Annotated in this window: 24 protein-coding genes; 2 read left to right on the top strand and 22 right to left on the bottom strand. The window is 64.5% G+C overall.

Annotation, left to right across the window (positions count from 1 at the left end; all coding sequences use genetic code 11):
• Window positions 1–6: 6 nt before the first annotated feature.
• Window positions 7–1,251, bottom strand: a complete 1,245-nt coding sequence (locus RT123_RS08250) for an ectonucleotide pyrophosphatase/phosphodiesterase (RefSeq protein WP_313008695.1) — start codon at window positions 1,249–1,251, stop codon at window positions 7–9.
• 99 nt (window positions 1,252–1,350) lie between these two features.
• Here RT123_RS08250 and RT123_RS08255 point away from each other — a divergent pair, with 99 nt between their 5' ends.
• Window positions 1,351–2,262, top strand: a complete 912-nt coding sequence (locus tag RT123_RS08255) for an ABC transporter ATP-binding protein (RefSeq protein WP_313008696.1) — start codon at window positions 1,351–1,353, stop codon at window positions 2,260–2,262.
• Window positions 2,252–3,109 (top strand): ABC transporter permease subunit, encoded by an 858-nt coding sequence (locus RT123_RS08260; RefSeq protein ID WP_174086384.1) that lies wholly within the window; start codon window positions 2,252–2,254, stop codon window positions 3,107–3,109. Before RT123_RS08255 ends, RT123_RS08260 begins: the two co-directional genes overlap by 11 nt.
• Before the next feature lie 51 nt (window positions 3,110–3,160).
• Here the strand turns inward: RT123_RS08260 and RT123_RS08265 are convergent, their stop codons facing one another.
• The 21 genes from RT123_RS08265 to rplP form a co-directional block, all read right to left on the bottom strand.
• On the bottom strand, window positions 3,161–3,640 hold the full coding sequence (locus RT123_RS08265) for a GNAT family N-acetyltransferase (protein ID WP_313008697.1): 480 nt from the start codon (window positions 3,638–3,640) through the stop codon (window positions 3,161–3,163).
• A gap of 89 nt (window positions 3,641–3,729) precedes the next feature.
• The gene (gene rplQ / locus RT123_RS08270) at window positions 3,730–4,149 is read right to left on the bottom strand and encodes a 50S ribosomal protein L17 (RefSeq protein ID WP_055804627.1); all 420 of its coding nucleotides are present in this window, start codon (window positions 4,147–4,149) and stop codon (window positions 3,730–3,732) included.
• Window positions 4,150–4,253: 104 nt separating this feature from the next.
• Window positions 4,254–5,273 (bottom strand): DNA-directed RNA polymerase subunit alpha, encoded by a 1,020-nt coding sequence (locus RT123_RS08275; protein WP_039248576.1) that lies wholly within the window; start codon window positions 5,271–5,273, stop codon window positions 4,254–4,256.
• A 91-nt stretch (window positions 5,274–5,364) separates the two neighbouring features.
• Window positions 5,365–5,754 (bottom strand): 30S ribosomal protein S11, encoded by a 390-nt coding sequence (rpsK, locus tag RT123_RS08280; RefSeq protein WP_013268944.1) that lies wholly within the window; start codon window positions 5,752–5,754, stop codon window positions 5,365–5,367.
• A 9-nt stretch (window positions 5,755–5,763) separates the two neighbouring features.
• Entirely contained in the window at window positions 5,764–6,132 is a 369-nt protein-coding gene (gene rpsM, locus RT123_RS08285; RefSeq protein WP_026108555.1) for a 30S ribosomal protein S13, read from the bottom strand.
• An 884-nt stretch (window positions 6,133–7,016) separates the two neighbouring features.
• A complete protein-coding gene (locus RT123_RS08290) occupies window positions 7,017–7,754 on the bottom strand; it encodes an energy transducer TonB (protein WP_313008699.1) in 738 nt (245 codons plus the stop codon).
• 27 nt (window positions 7,755–7,781) lie between these two features.
• Window positions 7,782–8,342, bottom strand: coding sequence for an adenylate kinase (locus RT123_RS08295; protein WP_017506042.1), 561 nt, complete (start codon window positions 8,340–8,342; stop codon window positions 7,782–7,784).
• A 37-nt stretch (window positions 8,343–8,379) separates the two neighbouring features.
• Window positions 8,380–9,759, bottom strand: coding sequence for a preprotein translocase subunit SecY (gene secY, locus RT123_RS08300; protein WP_017506043.1), 1,380 nt, complete (start codon window positions 9,757–9,759; stop codon window positions 8,380–8,382).
• A 128-nt stretch (window positions 9,760–9,887) separates the two neighbouring features.
• Complete coding sequence (gene rplO, locus RT123_RS08305) at window positions 9,888–10,481, bottom strand: 50S ribosomal protein L15 (RefSeq protein WP_055804617.1); 594 nt, start codon at window positions 10,479–10,481, stop codon at window positions 9,888–9,890.
• A 142-nt stretch (window positions 10,482–10,623) separates the two neighbouring features.
• Window positions 10,624–10,812 carry a 50S ribosomal protein L30 gene (gene rpmD / locus RT123_RS08310; RefSeq protein ID WP_055753396.1) on the bottom strand — a complete coding sequence of 63 codons (189 nt, stop codon included), beginning with the start codon at window positions 10,810–10,812 and terminating at the stop codon, window positions 10,624–10,626.
• A 3-nt stretch (window positions 10,813–10,815) separates the two neighbouring features.
• On the bottom strand, window positions 10,816–11,424 hold the full coding sequence (gene rpsE, locus RT123_RS08315; RefSeq protein WP_313008701.1) for a 30S ribosomal protein S5: 609 nt from the start codon (window positions 11,422–11,424) through the stop codon (window positions 10,816–10,818).
• Between the two features lie 12 nt (window positions 11,425–11,436).
• A complete protein-coding gene (rplR, locus tag RT123_RS08320) occupies window positions 11,437–11,793 on the bottom strand; it encodes a 50S ribosomal protein L18 (protein WP_008259637.1) in 357 nt (118 codons plus the stop codon).
• A 3-nt stretch (window positions 11,794–11,796) separates the two neighbouring features.
• Window positions 11,797–12,330: a 50S ribosomal protein L6 gene (rplF, locus tag RT123_RS08325; RefSeq protein ID WP_055753394.1), complete on the bottom strand. Its 534-nt coding sequence runs from the start codon at window positions 12,328–12,330 to the stop codon at window positions 11,797–11,799.
• Window position 12,331: 1 nt separating this feature from the next.
• Window positions 12,332–12,730: a 30S ribosomal protein S8 gene (gene rpsH, locus RT123_RS08330; protein ID WP_008262310.1), complete on the bottom strand. Its 399-nt coding sequence runs from the start codon at window positions 12,728–12,730 to the stop codon at window positions 12,332–12,334.
• A gap of 15 nt (window positions 12,731–12,745) precedes the next feature.
• The gene (gene rpsN / locus RT123_RS08335; protein ID WP_055753393.1) at window positions 12,746–13,051 is read right to left on the bottom strand and encodes a 30S ribosomal protein S14; all 306 of its coding nucleotides are present in this window, start codon (window positions 13,049–13,051) and stop codon (window positions 12,746–12,748) included.
• 19 nt (window positions 13,052–13,070) lie between these two features.
• Complete coding sequence (gene rplE, locus RT123_RS08340; RefSeq protein WP_017506049.1) at window positions 13,071–13,631, bottom strand: 50S ribosomal protein L5; 561 nt, start codon at window positions 13,629–13,631, stop codon at window positions 13,071–13,073.
• Complete coding sequence (gene rplX, locus RT123_RS08345; protein ID WP_313008703.1) at window positions 13,631–13,939, bottom strand: 50S ribosomal protein L24; 309 nt, start codon at window positions 13,937–13,939, stop codon at window positions 13,631–13,633. Before rplX ends, rplE begins: the two co-directional genes overlap by 1 nt.
• A 1-nt stretch (window position 13,940) precedes the next feature.
• Window positions 13,941–14,309, bottom strand: a complete 369-nt coding sequence (gene rplN / locus RT123_RS08350; RefSeq protein ID WP_003164378.1) for a 50S ribosomal protein L14 — start codon at window positions 14,307–14,309, stop codon at window positions 13,941–13,943.
• Between the two features lie 18 nt (window positions 14,310–14,327).
• Window positions 14,328–14,570: a 30S ribosomal protein S17 gene (gene rpsQ, locus RT123_RS08355; protein ID WP_017506051.1), complete on the bottom strand. Its 243-nt coding sequence runs from the start codon at window positions 14,568–14,570 to the stop codon at window positions 14,328–14,330.
• Between the two features lie 10 nt (window positions 14,571–14,580).
• Window positions 14,581–14,778, bottom strand: a complete 198-nt coding sequence (gene rpmC / locus RT123_RS08360; protein ID WP_008263673.1) for a 50S ribosomal protein L29 — start codon at window positions 14,776–14,778, stop codon at window positions 14,581–14,583.
• Window positions 14,778–15,218 (bottom strand): 50S ribosomal protein L16, encoded by a 441-nt coding sequence (rplP, locus tag RT123_RS08365; protein WP_017506052.1) that lies wholly within the window; start codon window positions 15,216–15,218, stop codon window positions 14,778–14,780. Before rplP ends, rpmC begins: the two co-directional genes overlap by 1 nt.

The following is a 15,218-nucleotide window of genomic DNA, read 5'->3' on the forward strand; positions in this document are numbered from 1 at the left end:
ACCCCATCAGGGCATGGTGACAGGCAAGGTGTCTTGCGCCCGCCCGTCGCCAGCCGGCGCCGCGATCCCAAGCATCCGCGCCAGGAAGGGCTGCACATCGACGCTGTCCAGATCGGTCAGCCGACGCCCGGCGACCACGCCCGGCCCATGGGCGATGAAGATCGCCGCCATCTCCGGCGCCTGATTGTCATAACCGTGAGCGCCGCCCGCTCGCGTCACCGGCCGATCCCGCGTCGCCGTCAACCAGCCAGTCTCGACCAGACAGACGATCTGCGCCACACGGGGGTTGGATCCATAGAACAGTCGCGCCGGCACATCGGCCTTGTTCCAGCATTCCATATGCGGATGGCGTCCAACCAGCTTCTGCTGCACCTCGGCCTCGCGGCCTGGCGCCGGATCAACGGTCAGGACCGCTCCGCCATAGCCGATCTTCAGCGCCGCCGGATCGATGATGTCGTCGATCCACACGACCCGGTCCGGCGAGGTCGCGGCCATGCCGTGATCCGACACCACGACCAGCATCGTGCGATCATAAAGCCCTCTCGCCTTCAGCCCCTCGATCAACCGTGCCATCGAGGCGTCCACCGATGCCGCGGCGGCGCGCGTCTCGGGCGCATCAGGGCCGTTGCGGTGACCGGCGGTGTCGACGATGTCGAAATACAGCGTCTCCAGCTTCGGCCGCTGATCCACCGGCAGGTCCAGCCACGACAGCAGACGATCCACGCGCGCATCGCCCGGCATTCCCTGGTCGAACGGCGCCCACTGGCTGGGCCGCACGCCGTGGATCTCGACCTCCGATCCCGGCCAGAACATGGTGCCGGTGCGCACGCCCGCCTTTTCGGCCGTGACCCAGATCGGCTCGCCCTGATCCCAGAAGCCGCTTTCCTTGCTGGCCATGGTGAAAGCGCCCAGCTGCGTGTCGGTGAACCGGTTGCCGACCACGCCGTGATGGTCCGGGTGCAGGCCCGTCACTAGCGTATAGTGGTTGGGGAAGGTCACGCTGGGGAACGACGGCCGCATCGGGCCGAACGCGCCGCCGGCGACCAGTCCATCCAGCACCGGCGTCTGCCCCTTACCCAAATAGTCCGGCGAGAAGCCGTCGATCGACACCAGGATGACCAGATCGGGACGGGTCGTCTGCGCGGCCTGCTCGACAATCGGAGATGTAAGGGCGGGTTGCGGGGCCCCGGCGCAGGACGCGACGGCGAAGGCGGCGGCCACGGCCAGGCTGGCGGCGACGAAACGAGACATGAGCTTACTCCAAGGCGATACTGAACCATTGCCTAAACTTAATGGACGACAGCCACGCGACGGCTTGTGCGACCGGCGTTCACTCGCCAAGCTTGGCGTATGGAAACCGTCATCGACATTCGCGGCCTGACCAAGACCTACGGGACGGTAAAGGCCTTGGACGGCCTGACCTTGTCGATCCCGCGCGGCGGGGTCTACGGCATTCTGGGGCCCAATGGTGCGGGCAAATCGACGCTGTTTCGCACCCTGTTGGGTCTGATTCGTCCGACCGAGGGCGAGGCCACTGTGATGGGCGGTCGGATCGGCGATCCGGCCTCGATGCGGCGCATGGGCTCGATGATCGAGACGCCGCGCTTTCCGCCGTTCATGACCGCCCGCCAGGTGCTGGAATGGCTGGCCCGCGCCCATGGCGGCGTGTCCTCGGCCGAGATCGACAACTGGCTGCAACGCGTCGGCCTGACCGAGGCCGCCAATCGCCGCGTGAAGGGTTTTTCCGTCGGCATGCTGCAACGCCTGGGCGTCGCCGCCGCCCTGATGACCAAGCCGGACCTGGTCATCCTGGATGAACCGACCAGCGGCATGGATCCGCCCGGCATCCAGGAGATGCGCGCCCTGATCCGCAGCCTGGCCGACCACGACGGCGTGACGGTCATCCTGGCCAGCCACCAGCTTCAGGAGGTCCAGCGCGTCTGCGACCGCGTCGCCATCTTCAACAAGGGCAAGGTGATCACCGAGGGCCGCGTCTCCGATCTGACCGCCTCGGGCGAGCGTCTGCGCCTGTCGGTCACGCCGTTGGCGAAGGCCATGTCCGTGCTGGGCGAGCGCGCGACGCTGGAGGGCGATGCACTTGTGGCCGCCGTGCCGCGTAGCGAAGCCGCCGCCACCATCAAGGCTCTGGTCGAGGGCGGAGTCGATATCGAAGAGGCCCGCTGGATCGGCGCGGACCTGGAAGACGTCTTCATGAGCGAAACCGGCTGGACCGGCGTGCAGGAGCAAAACCGTGCTAGCTGACGCGATCCGTTCCGAAACCTACCGCCTATCCAAGAACCGCACCGCCCTGTTCTGGAGCGTGCTGTTCATCCCGATCATGGGTGTAATCCTCGCCACCCTGGGCTTCGTCGTCGCCAAGGCCAATGAGGCGAAACTGGCGGGCAAGCTGCCGCCGGACATGATGAAGGGCGGCCCGCTCGATCTGGGGATGGCCCTGGTCAAGAGCGCGGGCGACTTCGCCAATCCGGCCATCCTGATGTTCGTCCTGATCGGCGCGGCGACGATCTACGCCGGCGACTACCGCTGGGAAACCTGGCGGCTGATCAGCGCGCGCAACACCCGGCCGAACCTGCTGACCGGCAAGGTCGCGGTGGTGGGTCTGGTGATCGTGCTGGCGACCATCGCCGCCCTGATCTCCGACGTGATCGCCAGTGTGATCCAGGCGGCGGTGTTCGGCCGCCCCCTCACCTTCTCGATGAACGGCGAAGCGGCGGCGGACTTCGGCCTTCTGACCCTTACGTCCTGGGCGCGCATCCTGCAGTTCACCATGCTCGGCCTCCTGGCGGCCGTGGTGACGCGCTCGTTGTTGGCGGCCCTGTTTGCGCCGCTGGTGATCGGCGTGGCCCAGTTCTTCCTGCCCCAACTGCTGCTGCCGATGGGCGTGACGCCAGACGGCTGGCTTCTGCCTCTGCTGTCACCCGGCATGGCCACCGACCTGCTGAAGGCCGCTATCGAGGGCGGCGCATCGGCGGCGCAACTACCCGATCATGCCGTACTCAAGGGCGTTCTCAGCCTGGCCTTCTGGATCGGCGTCCCCTTCGCCGCCGCCGTCGCTTGGTTCAACCGCCAGGATTTGTCCAAGGAATAGGCGGCGACGGACTACGCGCGCCTTCCGCAACCAGCCAGCCGCGGAAGGCGTCTACAGCCGCGTCCTGGACGGCTGAAGCCGCTTTTCCATGAAGACGTCGGCGCGCACGTAGGGCGTGGGCCTTTGCGGCAGGTGAACGAAGCCGGCGCTTTCATACAGGGCGATCGCGGGTTTCAGGGCGCTGTTGGTTTCCAGATAGAGCCGGGCAGCGCCCGCTTGCCGCGCCGCCGCTTCGCAGGCCTCAAGCAGGCGTCGCGCCAGCCCCAAGCCACGCGCGGCGGGCGTGACCGTCATCTTGCAGACCTCCACCCCGTCATCGGTAGGAGCCAGGGCGCAGCATCCCACGGCCTCACCATCCTTCTCCGCAATGAAGATACGCCCGCCCTTGTCCAGGAACACGCCCTGCGGATCATTGATCGCCAGACGATCCTTGGCCTCGATAGCGAAGCCGCCCTCGACCAGCCAGGCGGTGTTCAACTGCGCCCAGGCGGGGGCGTGATCGGGACGGAAATCGACGATGGCGACGGTCATTCAGACCTCATGTCCGGTTTCCACGCAAAGCAAAAGGGCGGTCGGATCGCTCCGACCGCCCTTCCGGCGTTTGGTCAAACGACCAAATCTTAGTCTTCGTCGTTGCCTTCGAAGGCCAGGACCGGACCGGAGTCCTTGCCCTTGGCTTCGACGTCGCGATCGACGAACTCGATGACGGCCATCGGGGCGTTGTCGCCGTGGCGGAAGCCAGCTTTCATGATGCGGATATAGCCGCCGTTACGCTCGCTGTAGCGCGGGCCAAGCGTTTCGAACAGCTTGCCGACTTGCGGCACGTCGCGAACCTGGCTGATGGCCTGACGACGCGCGTGCAGGTCGCCCTTCTTGGCGAGGGTGACCAGCTTCTCGACAAAGGGACGCAGTTCCTTCGCCTTGGGCAGGGTCGTGGTGATCTGCTCGTGCTTGATCAGCGAGGCGGCCATGTTGGCGAACATGGCGGTGCGGTGGCTGCTCGTGCGACCGAGTTTACGATGGGCGGCGCCGTGGCGCATCTGGGTCTCTCCTACTCCGGAACCGGTATCCTCAAGCGGACCTGGAACCGTAATCTTCTAACCGCCCCGACATTCTCCCGAAGGAGACGGGCGGAGGGTTGAACTTAGATCTGGTCGTCGAACTTCTTGGCCAGATCTTCGATGTTTTCGGGCGGCCAGTTCGGCACGTCCATGCCGAGGCTGAGGCCCATCGTCGTGAGAACTTCCTTGATCTCGTTCAACGACTTGCGGCCGAAATTCGGAGTGCGAAGCATTTCGCCCTCGGTCTTCTGGATCAGGTCGCCGATGTAGACGATGTTGTCGTTCTTCAGGCAGTTGGCCGAACGAACCGACAGTTCCAGCTCGTCCACCTTCTTCAGCAGCGCCGGGTTGAAGGGCAGGTCGGGCTTGCCGTCCGACTGCTCGACAGCCTTCTTGGGCTCTTCGAAGGTGATGAAGATCTGGAGCTGGTCCTGCAGGATGCGCGCGGCGTAGGCCACAGCGTCAACCGGCGTGACCGCACCGTTGGTTTCGACTTCCAGCAACAGCTTGTCGTAGTCGAGCGACTGACCCTGACGGGTCGGCTCAACGCGGTAAGCCACCTTCTTGACCGGCGAATACAGGGCATCGACGGCGATCAGGCCGATCGGCGCATCTTCCGGACGGTTCAGCTCGGCGGCGACATAGCCCTTGCCGTTCTGGACGGTCAGTTCCATGCGCACCGATGCGCCGTCGTCCAGCGTGCAGATGACGTGGTCGGGGTTCAGAACCTCGATGTCCGCCGGCACGTCGATCTGGCCGGCCGTCACCGGACCGGGGCCCGTGGCGCGCAGGGTCATGCGCTTGGGGCCTTCGGCGTGCATGCGCAGCGCCAGTTGCTTGATGTTCAGGACGATGTCGACCACGTCTTCCCGCACGCCTTCCAGCGACGAGAATTCATGAACGACGCCGTCGATCTGGATGGCCGTGACGGCCGCGCCTTGCAGCGAGGACAGCAGAACGCGACGGAGCGCGTTGCCGAGCGTCACGCCGAAGCCACGCTCGAGGGGTTCGGCCACCAGGCGCGCCTTGCGCTGGGCATCGGAACCGGTCTCGATCTGGGGCTTCTCGGGACGGATCAGCTCTTGCCAGTTTCTTTCGATCATTTTGTCCCTCGAACGGGTTTCGCCTGCTCCGGCCTTGTCGACGAGGCCATGATGGAGCGGACGGAGATGGGGGTGCTTTAGGCGGTGTCGCTTAGACGCGACGACGCTTGGGCGGACGGCAACCGTTGTGCGGCATCGGCGTGACGTCGCGGATGGTCGTGATCGTCAGACCGACAGACTGCAGCGCGCGCAGGGCCGATTCACGGCCGGAGCCCGGACCCGAAACGTTCACTTCCAGCGTCTTCACGCCGTGTTCCTGGGCCTTCTTGCCAGCGTCTTCCGCAGCCATCTGAGCGGCGTAAGGGGTCGACTTACGCGAACCCTTGAAGCCCATGTGACCCGCCGAAGACCACGAGATCGCGTTGCCTTGGGCATCGGTGATCGTGATCATGGTGTTGTTGAACGAAGCATTCACGTGGGCGACGCCCGAGGTGATGTTCTTGCGCTCGCGCTTCTTTACGCGACCCGGTTCCTTGGCCATGTGTCTGCCTTACTTCTTCTTGCCGGCGATCGGCTTGGCGGGACCCTTGCGGGTGCGGGCGTTTGTGTGGGTGCGCTGGCCGCGGACCGGCAGGCCCTTGCGGTGACGAAGGCCGCGATAGCAGGCCAGGTCCATCAGACGCTTGATGTTCATCGACGTCTCGCGGCGCAGGTCGCCCTCGACGGTGTGATCCTTGTCGATCGTTTCGCGGATCGACAGGACTTCGGCGTCCGTCAGCTGGTTCACCCGGCGGGCGGGCTCGATGCCCACCTTTTCGGTGATGTCCTTGGCGGCGGCCGGGCCGATGCCATGGATATACTGAAGCGCGATCTCTACGCGCTTGTTGGTCGGGATGTTGACGCCAGCAATACGGGCCACGAAATTCTCCAGATACGCGTTAGTCAGACGCAACAAACGCTCCGGTTAACAAACCAGGAGCGTGGCGCCCTTCGCGGGAAGGCGCCCTTATACAGATGATTCACCGGGCGTCAACCAGAGGGCTTATCGGCGTCCTTTGGCGGCGCGGGGAAAGCCAAGGCGATTGTCATTGCTTGTCGATCCAAGACGCGCCCGCTGCTCGTGGGAGGCTTGATCCGGAACTCGCGCACCCGCGCTAACGCCTCACGTCGATAGCCGGATGGACGGGGGTGCTCCCCCACCACGCGGCACCGCTCTAATCTCTCCGTCAGCCTTAGCTGGCAGCGTAGCACCACATGAGCCCCGGTCGAGTCGTAAAGCGATGCTCGCGATACAGCCTCCGATATCGCAGCGTTGGCGGGGCCTTGGATCAAGATTGGAGCGGTGCGGCCTCCGCCGCCGTCACCATCACCCACACCTGCGCCTCTGCCATCACCGCTTCCGCCCTGCCCCAGCCCCGGCTGCTCGCTTTCAATGTTAGCCAAACCGATCACGTGAGGTTGCTCGTCGGCTTGGATATGAGGCTGTTCAAGCTCTTGCTCAACTTTGTGCGGGACTGGCGGCTTGTGCGTGCGAGACGGCGCTGTCGGAGCGCCGCCTGTCTTGCCAACATCTGGCTGGCTGCCGAGATCGACACGCGGCAAGAGAACGACGTTAAAGATTGGAGGCGCGACCGGGATGCTGACTTCAGTCCTCGTCAGCGCCAACAACCACAAAGCGGCAATGTGCACTGCCGTAACCAGGACGATCGCCATCCACCGGGTGCGTCGAGCTTGGAACACAGACGGTGTGACGACCATGACCTTCCCTCCAGGTCACCAACATGAAATCCACAGTTGCGGCCGTCAACCTCTGTTCGGCGGGCGGCCGAAATCGACCCCGACGGTGACTCGCTGGCCCTCAATGGGGCGACCGTCTTCGGTCGGGGGCTGAAAGCGGAAATAGCCCGACACTTGCAGGCCGGCCACGCCGAAGCCCAGGCCGGGGGGCGTCTCTTGAACGACGCGGCAACCGTCCAGCCGGCTGTCCAGACGAATGACGCAGGACAGTTCGACCCGGCCGTACCGGCTTCGGGCACCCGGTGGGTGGTTGGCGCGAATCTGGCCGATGGTGGGACCGGTGACCAGACGCGGTCCGGTCGAGCCGCTGCCCGGGCCGGACCCAGAGCCGACGCCGGATCCGCTGCCTGTCCCCTGCCCGCCCTGGCCGAAGCCGGGTTGCAGCGACGGCGCCGGTGCGACCCCGACGACGGGCGCAGGCTCCGGCGCCTTGACAGGCGGGGCGGGAACTTCGCGGGGGCGTTCCTTGGGCGGAGGCGGCGGTGTGTGAATGACGGATGGCGCAGCGGGGGCGCCGCCGCCCGTCTCGGGCGCCGGGGGTTCGGCGGAAATCGGCGGCGGCGGGTCGTAGAGAACGACCTCGAACGGCGGTGGCTCAACCACGGGCGTCGGCGCCGGCCCTCTCACCTGTCCTAGCCACAGGAACAAGCCGATTTCCGCGACGGCGACGCCGACGAATATGCCCGCCATGCGCCAGCGACGCAGGCGGGTCTTTTGGGGTTTAGGATCGTCCAACTCAGTCATCAGGCGATCAACGCCCGAAAACGCAAATCAGGCCAGAGCCTCGTCGATCGCCTTGGCGACGGACTCGATCGAGCCCATGCCGTCGGCCTCTGTCAACTTGCCCTGGGCTTCGTAGTAGGGAAGCAGAGGCGCGGTGTTGCGATTGTAGGCCTCGAGCCGGACCTTGAAGGATTCGGGATTGTCGTCTGGACGGCCCTGTTCGGCGAAGCGCTTGGCGATCCGTTCGGTCAGGGCGGCGTCGTCAACTTTCAGGCGGACGACGGCGTCGATCTGAACACCGCGCTTGGCCAGCATCTCGTCCAGCGCCTCGGCCTGGGCCACGGTGCGGGGGAAGCCGTCGAAGATGGCGCCGCCGGCGGCCTCGGCCTCTGTCAGGCGATCTTCGATCAGGGCGATGACGATCTCGTCGGTGACCAGATCGCCGCGCGCCAGCACGTCCTTGACCTTGAGCCCCAGCTCCGAGCCCGAAGCGATGGCCGCGCGCAGCATGTCGCCGGTGGAGAGCTGGACCATGCCCTTCTCTTCCACCAGCCGCTTGGCCTGGGTGCCCTTGCCCGCCGCCGGCGGTCCGAACAGGATCAAGTTCATGCTTCAGCCCTCCCCTGGGCGTCTGACAACCTAAGACTTAGCGGCGAACGGGCGTGGGAGCGCCGCGACCGCCACGACCACGCAGCTTGGCCTTCTTGATCAGGCCTTCGTACTGGTGCGCCAGCAGTTGGGACTGGATCTGGGCCACAGTGTCCATGGTGACCGAGACGACGATCAAGATAGACGTTCCGCCAAAGTAAAGGCTGTTGCCGAATTGGCTGACGATGAACTCCGGCAGCAGGCAGACCGCGGTGATGTAGGCGGCGCCGATCACGGTCAGGCGGGTCAGGACATAGTCCAGATATTCCGCAGTCCGCTTGCCGGGACGGATGCCCGGCAGGAAGCCGCCGTATTTGCGCAGGTTCTCGGCCGTGTCCTCGGGATTGAAGGTGATCGAGGTGTAGAAGAAGCAGAAGAAGACGATCAGGGCGGCATACAGCGCCATAAACAGCGGCTGGCCGTGCGTCAGCTGCGCCGTCACCAGCGGCAGCCAGCTCATCCAGCTGGGCAGGTCGGCGTTAGCCGTCATGGTCGCAACCGTCGTCGGCAGCATCAGCAGCGACGAGGCGAAGATCGGCGGGATCACACCGGCGGTGTTGACCTTCAGCGGCAGGAACGAACGCTCGCCCCCGGCCATGCGGTTGCCTTCCTGGCGCTTCGGATACTGGATCAGAAGACGGCGCTGGGCGCGCTCCATGAAGACGATGAAGACCACGGTGGCCACAGCCAGGATGGCGATGAACAGCAGGGCGAAGGCCGACATCTGACCTTGTTGGGCCAGGCCCAGCAGCCGGGCGATGGTCGACGGCAGAACGGCCACGATCCCGGCGAAGATGATCAGCGAGATGCCGTTGCCGACGCCGCGCGCCGTCACCTGCTCACCCAGCCACATCAGGAACATAGTGCCGCCGGTCAGGGTCACGACCGTCGAGATGATGAAGAAGATCCCGGGGTTGTCGACCAGCCCGGCCGTGCTGTTCAGGCCCGCCGCGATACCGAAGGACTGCGCCAGCGCCAGGAACACCGTCAGATAACGCGTGTACTGGTTCAGCTGCTTGCGGCCGCTTTCGCCGCCTTCCTTCTTCAGCTTCTCCCAAGGCGGATACACTGTGCCCATCAGCTGCACGATGATCGAGGCCGAGATGTAGGGCATCACGTTCAGGGCGAAGATGGCCATACGCTCGACCGCGCCGCCCGAGAACATGTTGAACATGTCCAAAATGCCGCGCTGACCGTCCGGGTTCTGGAAGAACTGCAGGAAGGCCTGCGAGTTGATGCCCGGGATCGGCACATAGGTGCCGATGCGATAGACCAGAAGCGCGCCCAGCGTGAACAGCAGGCGTTTATGCAGCTCGGTCGCTTTCGCGAACGAGCCCATATTCATATTGGCGGCGAGTTGTTCTGCGGCCGAAGCCATTATGCGTCCCCACGACTGATTGAGTCGTCAGATAGGCGGAAAGCGGCCCTCATGCGAGGGCCGCTTCCGTTCTTTCGTCGTCGCAGATGTAATCAGGTCACGACCTAATCGCCGCGACGACGCGTGACTTAGGCTTTGGCGGCGGTGCGCTTGGTACGGGCCGAGATCTTGTTCTCGTCGCCGCGCGGCGCCTTGGGAGCCGGAGCCTTGCCCTTGGCGGCGTTGCGCTTCTCGACGCGCGCGGCGGCCTTGGCTTCGGCTTCGATGCGTTGCTCGACGACCGAGCCGCCAGCGGCCTCGATGGCCTTCTTGGCGCCGGCAGTGGCCGACCAGACGACCAGGTTCAGCGCTTGCTTCAGCTCGCCGGTACCCAGCAGACGCACGCCGTCCTTGACGCGACGGATCACGCCGGCGGCGACCAGGGCGTCGCCCTTCAGTTCGGACTTGGCGTCCAGCTTGCCGGCGTCGACGGCGTCTTGCAGGCGCCACAGGTTCACTTCAGCCAGCTTCAGAGCATTGGCGTTGTTGAAGCCGCGCTTGGGCATACGCATGTACAGCGGCATTTGGCCGCCTTCGAAGCCGCCGATGGCGACGCCCGAACGCGACTTCTGACCCTTGACGCCACGGCCAGCGGTCTTGCCCTTGCCCGAACCGGGGCCACGGCCGACGCGCATGCGCTTCTTGTGGGCGCCTTCGTTGTCGCGGATTTCGTTCAGTTTCATGTGCCTGATCCTTTCGGGTGCTAGCGCCCGGACATCGTCCGGACTCGGCTTGGAAAAAATGAAGGGCCGCTGATAGGCGACCCTCTGGGTATTCGCAAGTGCAGAAACGCCCTCCCCCAGGTCCGGGAGAGGGCGAAACGGCTTACTTTTCGACGATCTCAGTCAGGTGGGCGACCTTGGCGATCATCCCGCGAACCGAAGGCGTGTCTTCCAGGGTCGATTCACGACCCAGACGGTTCAGGCCCAGGCCCACCAAGGTGGCGCGCTGGTCGTTCTTGCGGCGGATCGGCGAACCGGTCTGCTTGACGGTGAGCGTTTTCTTCTCAGCCATGACTTAGGACTCCACGGCTTCGGGCGCCGAGGCGCCGTCGTTGCGGCGGCCCATCAGATCCGCGACCTTCTTGCCGCGCTTGGACGCGACTTGACGGGGCGAGGACTGGACCTTCAGCGCTTCGAACGTCGCGCGGATCATGTTGTAGGGGTTCGACGAACCGGTCGACTTGCCCACGACGTCATGGACGCCGAGGGTTTCGAGCACGGCGCGCATCGGACCGCCCGCGATGACGCCGGTCCCGGGAGGGGCGGCGCGCATCATGATCTTGCCGGCGCCCCAACGGCCGTTGCCGTCGTGGTGCAGCGTGCGGTTCTCGCGCAGCGGAACGCGGATCATCGTCTTCTTGGCTTCTTCAGTCGCCTTGCGGATGGCTTCCGGCACTTCGCGCGCCTTGCCATGACCGAAGCCGACGCGACCCTTGCCGTCGCCGACGACCATCAGGGCTGCGAAGCTGAAGCGACGGCCGCCTTTGACGGTGGCGGCGACGCGGTTGATGTGCACCAGCTTCTCGACGATGTCGGAATCCGGACCATCAGCAGCGGGACCGTTGCGGTTGTCACGACGGTTGCGATCGTTGCCGCCGCCGCCGCGTTGGGGTTGTTGCGCCATCTGTCGCGTCCCTTAGAAGTTCAGGCCGGCTTCACGCGCGGCTTCCGCCAGCGCCTTCACCCGTCCATGATAGATGTACTCGCCACGGTCGAAGACGACGTCCTTGACGCCCTTCTCGATGGCGCGTTCGGCGATCAGCTTGCCGATCGCGGCAGCCGCAGCCGTGTCCGAACCGCGCTTGCCCTTGCCGCCTTCCAGCGATGAGGCAGCCACGACGGTCACGCCCTGGGCGTCGTCGATGATCTGGGCCGAGATGTTCTTGTCCGAACGGTAGACCGACAGACGCAGACGACCGTTGGCGACAGCCTTCAGGCGGCGACGCGTGCGCTCCGAGCGACGCTTGGCTTGTTGTCGAAGAGAAAGAGCCATGACTTACTTCTTCTTGCCTTCCTTGCGACGGACCTTCTCGCCCGCGTAACGGACACCCTTGCCCTTGTAGGGCTCCGGCGGACGCAGCTTGCGGATGACCGAGGCGATCTGACCGACGGCTTGCTTGTCAGCGCCCGAGATCTTGATCTCGGTCTGCTTCGGCACAGCGAAGCTGACGCCGGCCGGCGGAGCGATATCGACTTCGTGCGAGAAGCCGAGTTGCAGCGAAAGGGCGTCGCCCTTCATCGCGGCGCGGTAACCCACGCCGACCAGCTCCAGAGACTTTTCGAAGCCCGTGGTGACGCCGACGACCATGTTGTCGACCAGGGTGCGCGAAAGACCCCACATCGCGCGAGCGCGAGGCGTGTCCGAACGCGGCGTCAGCGACAGTTCGTCGCCTTCCTGCTTGACTTCGATCTCGTCGGCGACGGTCCAGGCGCTCTCGCCCTTGGGTCCCTTGACGGTGACGTTCTGGCCGTCGAGCGTGACAGTCACGCCCTTCGGCACGGCGATGGTTTTCTTGCCAATACGGGACATATCAGTAGACCCTGCAGAGGACTTCGCCGCCGACGTTAGCGTCGCGGGCGGAAGCGTCGGACATGACGCCCTTCGAAGTCGAGAGGATCGAGATGCCGAGGCCGTTCTTGACGGGCTTCAGATCGCCGATCGCCGAATAGACGCGGCGGCCCGGCTTGGAAACGCGCGCGATCTCAGCGATGACGGGCTGACCGTCGAAGTACTTCAGCTCGATCTCGAACTGCGGAAACTCACCCGGGTTCTGAACCAGGTTGTAGCCGCGGATGTAGCCTTCGTCCTGCAGCACGTCGAGGACGCGCTGGCGCAGACGGGAAGCCGGGGTCAGCACCTTGGAACGCTTGCGGGTCGCCGCGTTCTTGATGCGAGCGATCATGTCGCTCAGGGGATCGTTGATCATCATATCTGTTCGCTCCCCTTACCAGCTGGACTTCGTCAGGCCGGGAATCTGGCCCAGGTTGCCCAGTTCACGCAGCGCAATCCGGCTCATCTTGAGCTTGCGGTAGAACGCCCGCGGACGACCCGTCACTTCGCAGCGGTTGCGAATGCGGCTCGGCGCGGAGTTGCGCGGCAGTTCGGCCAGCTTCAGGCGCGCGTCGAAGCGCTCCTCCAGCGGCAGGTTTTCGTCGTTGGCGGTCGCCTTGAGGGCGGCCCGCTTCGCGGCATACTTCGCAACCAGGGCCTTGACGGCTTCATTGCGGTTTACGGCGCTTTTCTTAGCCATTGTGCTCTTCCCTTCCCGCTCAGTTCTTCACGAACGGGAACTTGAACTCGGTGAGGAGAGCCTTGGCTTCCTCATCGGTCTTGGCCGTGGTGCAGACGACAATGTCCATGCCCCACATCTGATCGATCTGGTCGTAGTTGATCTCCGGGAACACGATGTGTTCCTTCAGACCCGTTGCATAGTTGCCGCGACCATCGAAGGACGTGCCCTTCAGACCACGGAAATCCTTCACGCGCGGCAGCGCGATCGTGATGAACCGGTCCAGGAACTCGTACATCTGGTCGCCACGCAGGGTGACCTTGCCGCCGATGACCATGCCTTCGCGCAGCTTGAAGCCGGCGATGGAGTTACGGGCCTTGGTGGCGACGGCCTTCTGACCGGCGATGGCGGTCAGATCCTTGAGGGCGGTGTTCGCCTTCTTGGAGTCTGCGACGGCTTCGCCGATGCCCATGTTCAGGACGATCTTGTCCAGCTTGGGCACCTGCATTTCGTTCGTGTAGCCGAACTTTTCTTTCATCACCTGACGGATGCGAGCGTGATACTCGTCCTTGAGGCGCGGGGTGTACTTCTCGGTAGCCATCAGATGACGTCTCCCGTCGTCTTGGCGATGCGGACCTTCTTGTCCCCATCGATCTTGAAGCCGACGCGGGTCGCCTTGCCGTTGGCGTCGGCGATCGCGACGTTCGACAGGTGAAGCGAGGCTTCCTTGTTCTTGATGCCGCCCTGCGGGTCAGCCTGGTTCGGGCGCGTGTGGCGCTGAACCATGTTGACGCCTTCGACGAGGACGCGGTTTTCGGTGGGCAGGACCTTCAGCACGTTGCCCGTGCGGCCCTTGTCCTTGCCGGTGAGGACGACGACGCGGTCGCCCTTCTTGATCTTGGCGGCCATATTACAGGACCTCCGGAGCCAGCGAGATGATCTTCATGTGGTTCTTGGCGCGCAGTTCGCGAGGAACCGGGCCGAAGATCCGCGTGCCGACAGGCTCGTTCTGCTTGTTGACGATGACGGCGGCCGACTTGTCAAAGCGGATGACCGAGCCGTCCTTGCGTTGGATGTCCTTGGCGGTGCGCACGACGATGGCGCGAACGACGTCGCCCTTCTTCACACGGCCGCGCGGGATGGCTTCCTTCACGGAGGCGACGATTGTGTCGCCGATCGAGGCGTAGCGGCGCTTGGAGCCGCCCAACACCTTGATGCACATGACCCGGCGGGCGCCCGAATTATCGGCCACTTCCAGGTTAGTTTGCATCTGGATCATAAGATCAGATCCTTCTGATTACGAGGCGGAGGCGTTGGAAAGGACTTCCCAGCGCTTCAGTTTGGACTTGGGGGCGCACTCGACGATGCGAGCGATGTCGCCGACCTTGAGCGCGTTGGCTTCGTCGTGCGCGTGGTACTTCTTGGACGACCGGACGGTCTTCTTCAGAAGCGGGTGAAGCAGGGTGCGCTCCACCTTCACAACGACAGTCTTCTCGCCCTTGTCGGACACGACCACGCCTTCAAGAATTCGCTTGGGCATATTCGTTTCCTTACGAGGCCGCACGCTTCTCGCGCAGAAGCGTCGAGATGCGAGCGATGTCTTTGCGGACTTCACCAACGCGGTGAGTCTTTTCCATTTGGCCGGTGGCCGCCTGGAAGCGCAGGTTGAACTGTTCCTTCTTGAGCTTCAGCAGCTCGTCGGACAGTTGGTCGGTCGTTTGCGACCGGAGATCGGCGATCTTGGTCATTAGGCGGCAGCCTCCACATGCGCGACGCCGGCGTCGATACGGGTCACGACCTTGGTGCGGACCGGCAGCTTGGCGGCGCCGAGACGGAGTGCTTCGCGGGCGACATCGTCCGGCACGCCGTCGATTTCAAACAGGATACGGCCCGGGTGGCACCGCGCGGCCCAGTGGTCCACGGCGCCCTTGCCCTTACCCATCCGGACTTCGGCCGGCTTGCCCGTGACGGGCAGGTCGGGGAAGACACGGATCCAGACGCGGCCCTGACGCTTCATCTGGCGAGTGATCGCGCGGCGAGCCGCTTCGATCTGACGCGCGGTGATGCGTTCCGGCTCCAGCGTCTTCAGGCCATACGACCCGAAGTTCAGCGAGAAACCGCCCTTGGCCGAGCCATGGATCCGGCCCTTGAAGGCCTTGCGGTATTTGGTCTTCTTCGGTTGCAACAT

This window comes from Brevundimonas vesicularis, from assembly GCF_032067225.1.
In the GTDB taxonomy this organism is placed as follows: Bacteria; Pseudomonadota; Alphaproteobacteria; order Caulobacterales; family Caulobacteraceae; genus Brevundimonas; species Brevundimonas vesicularis_F.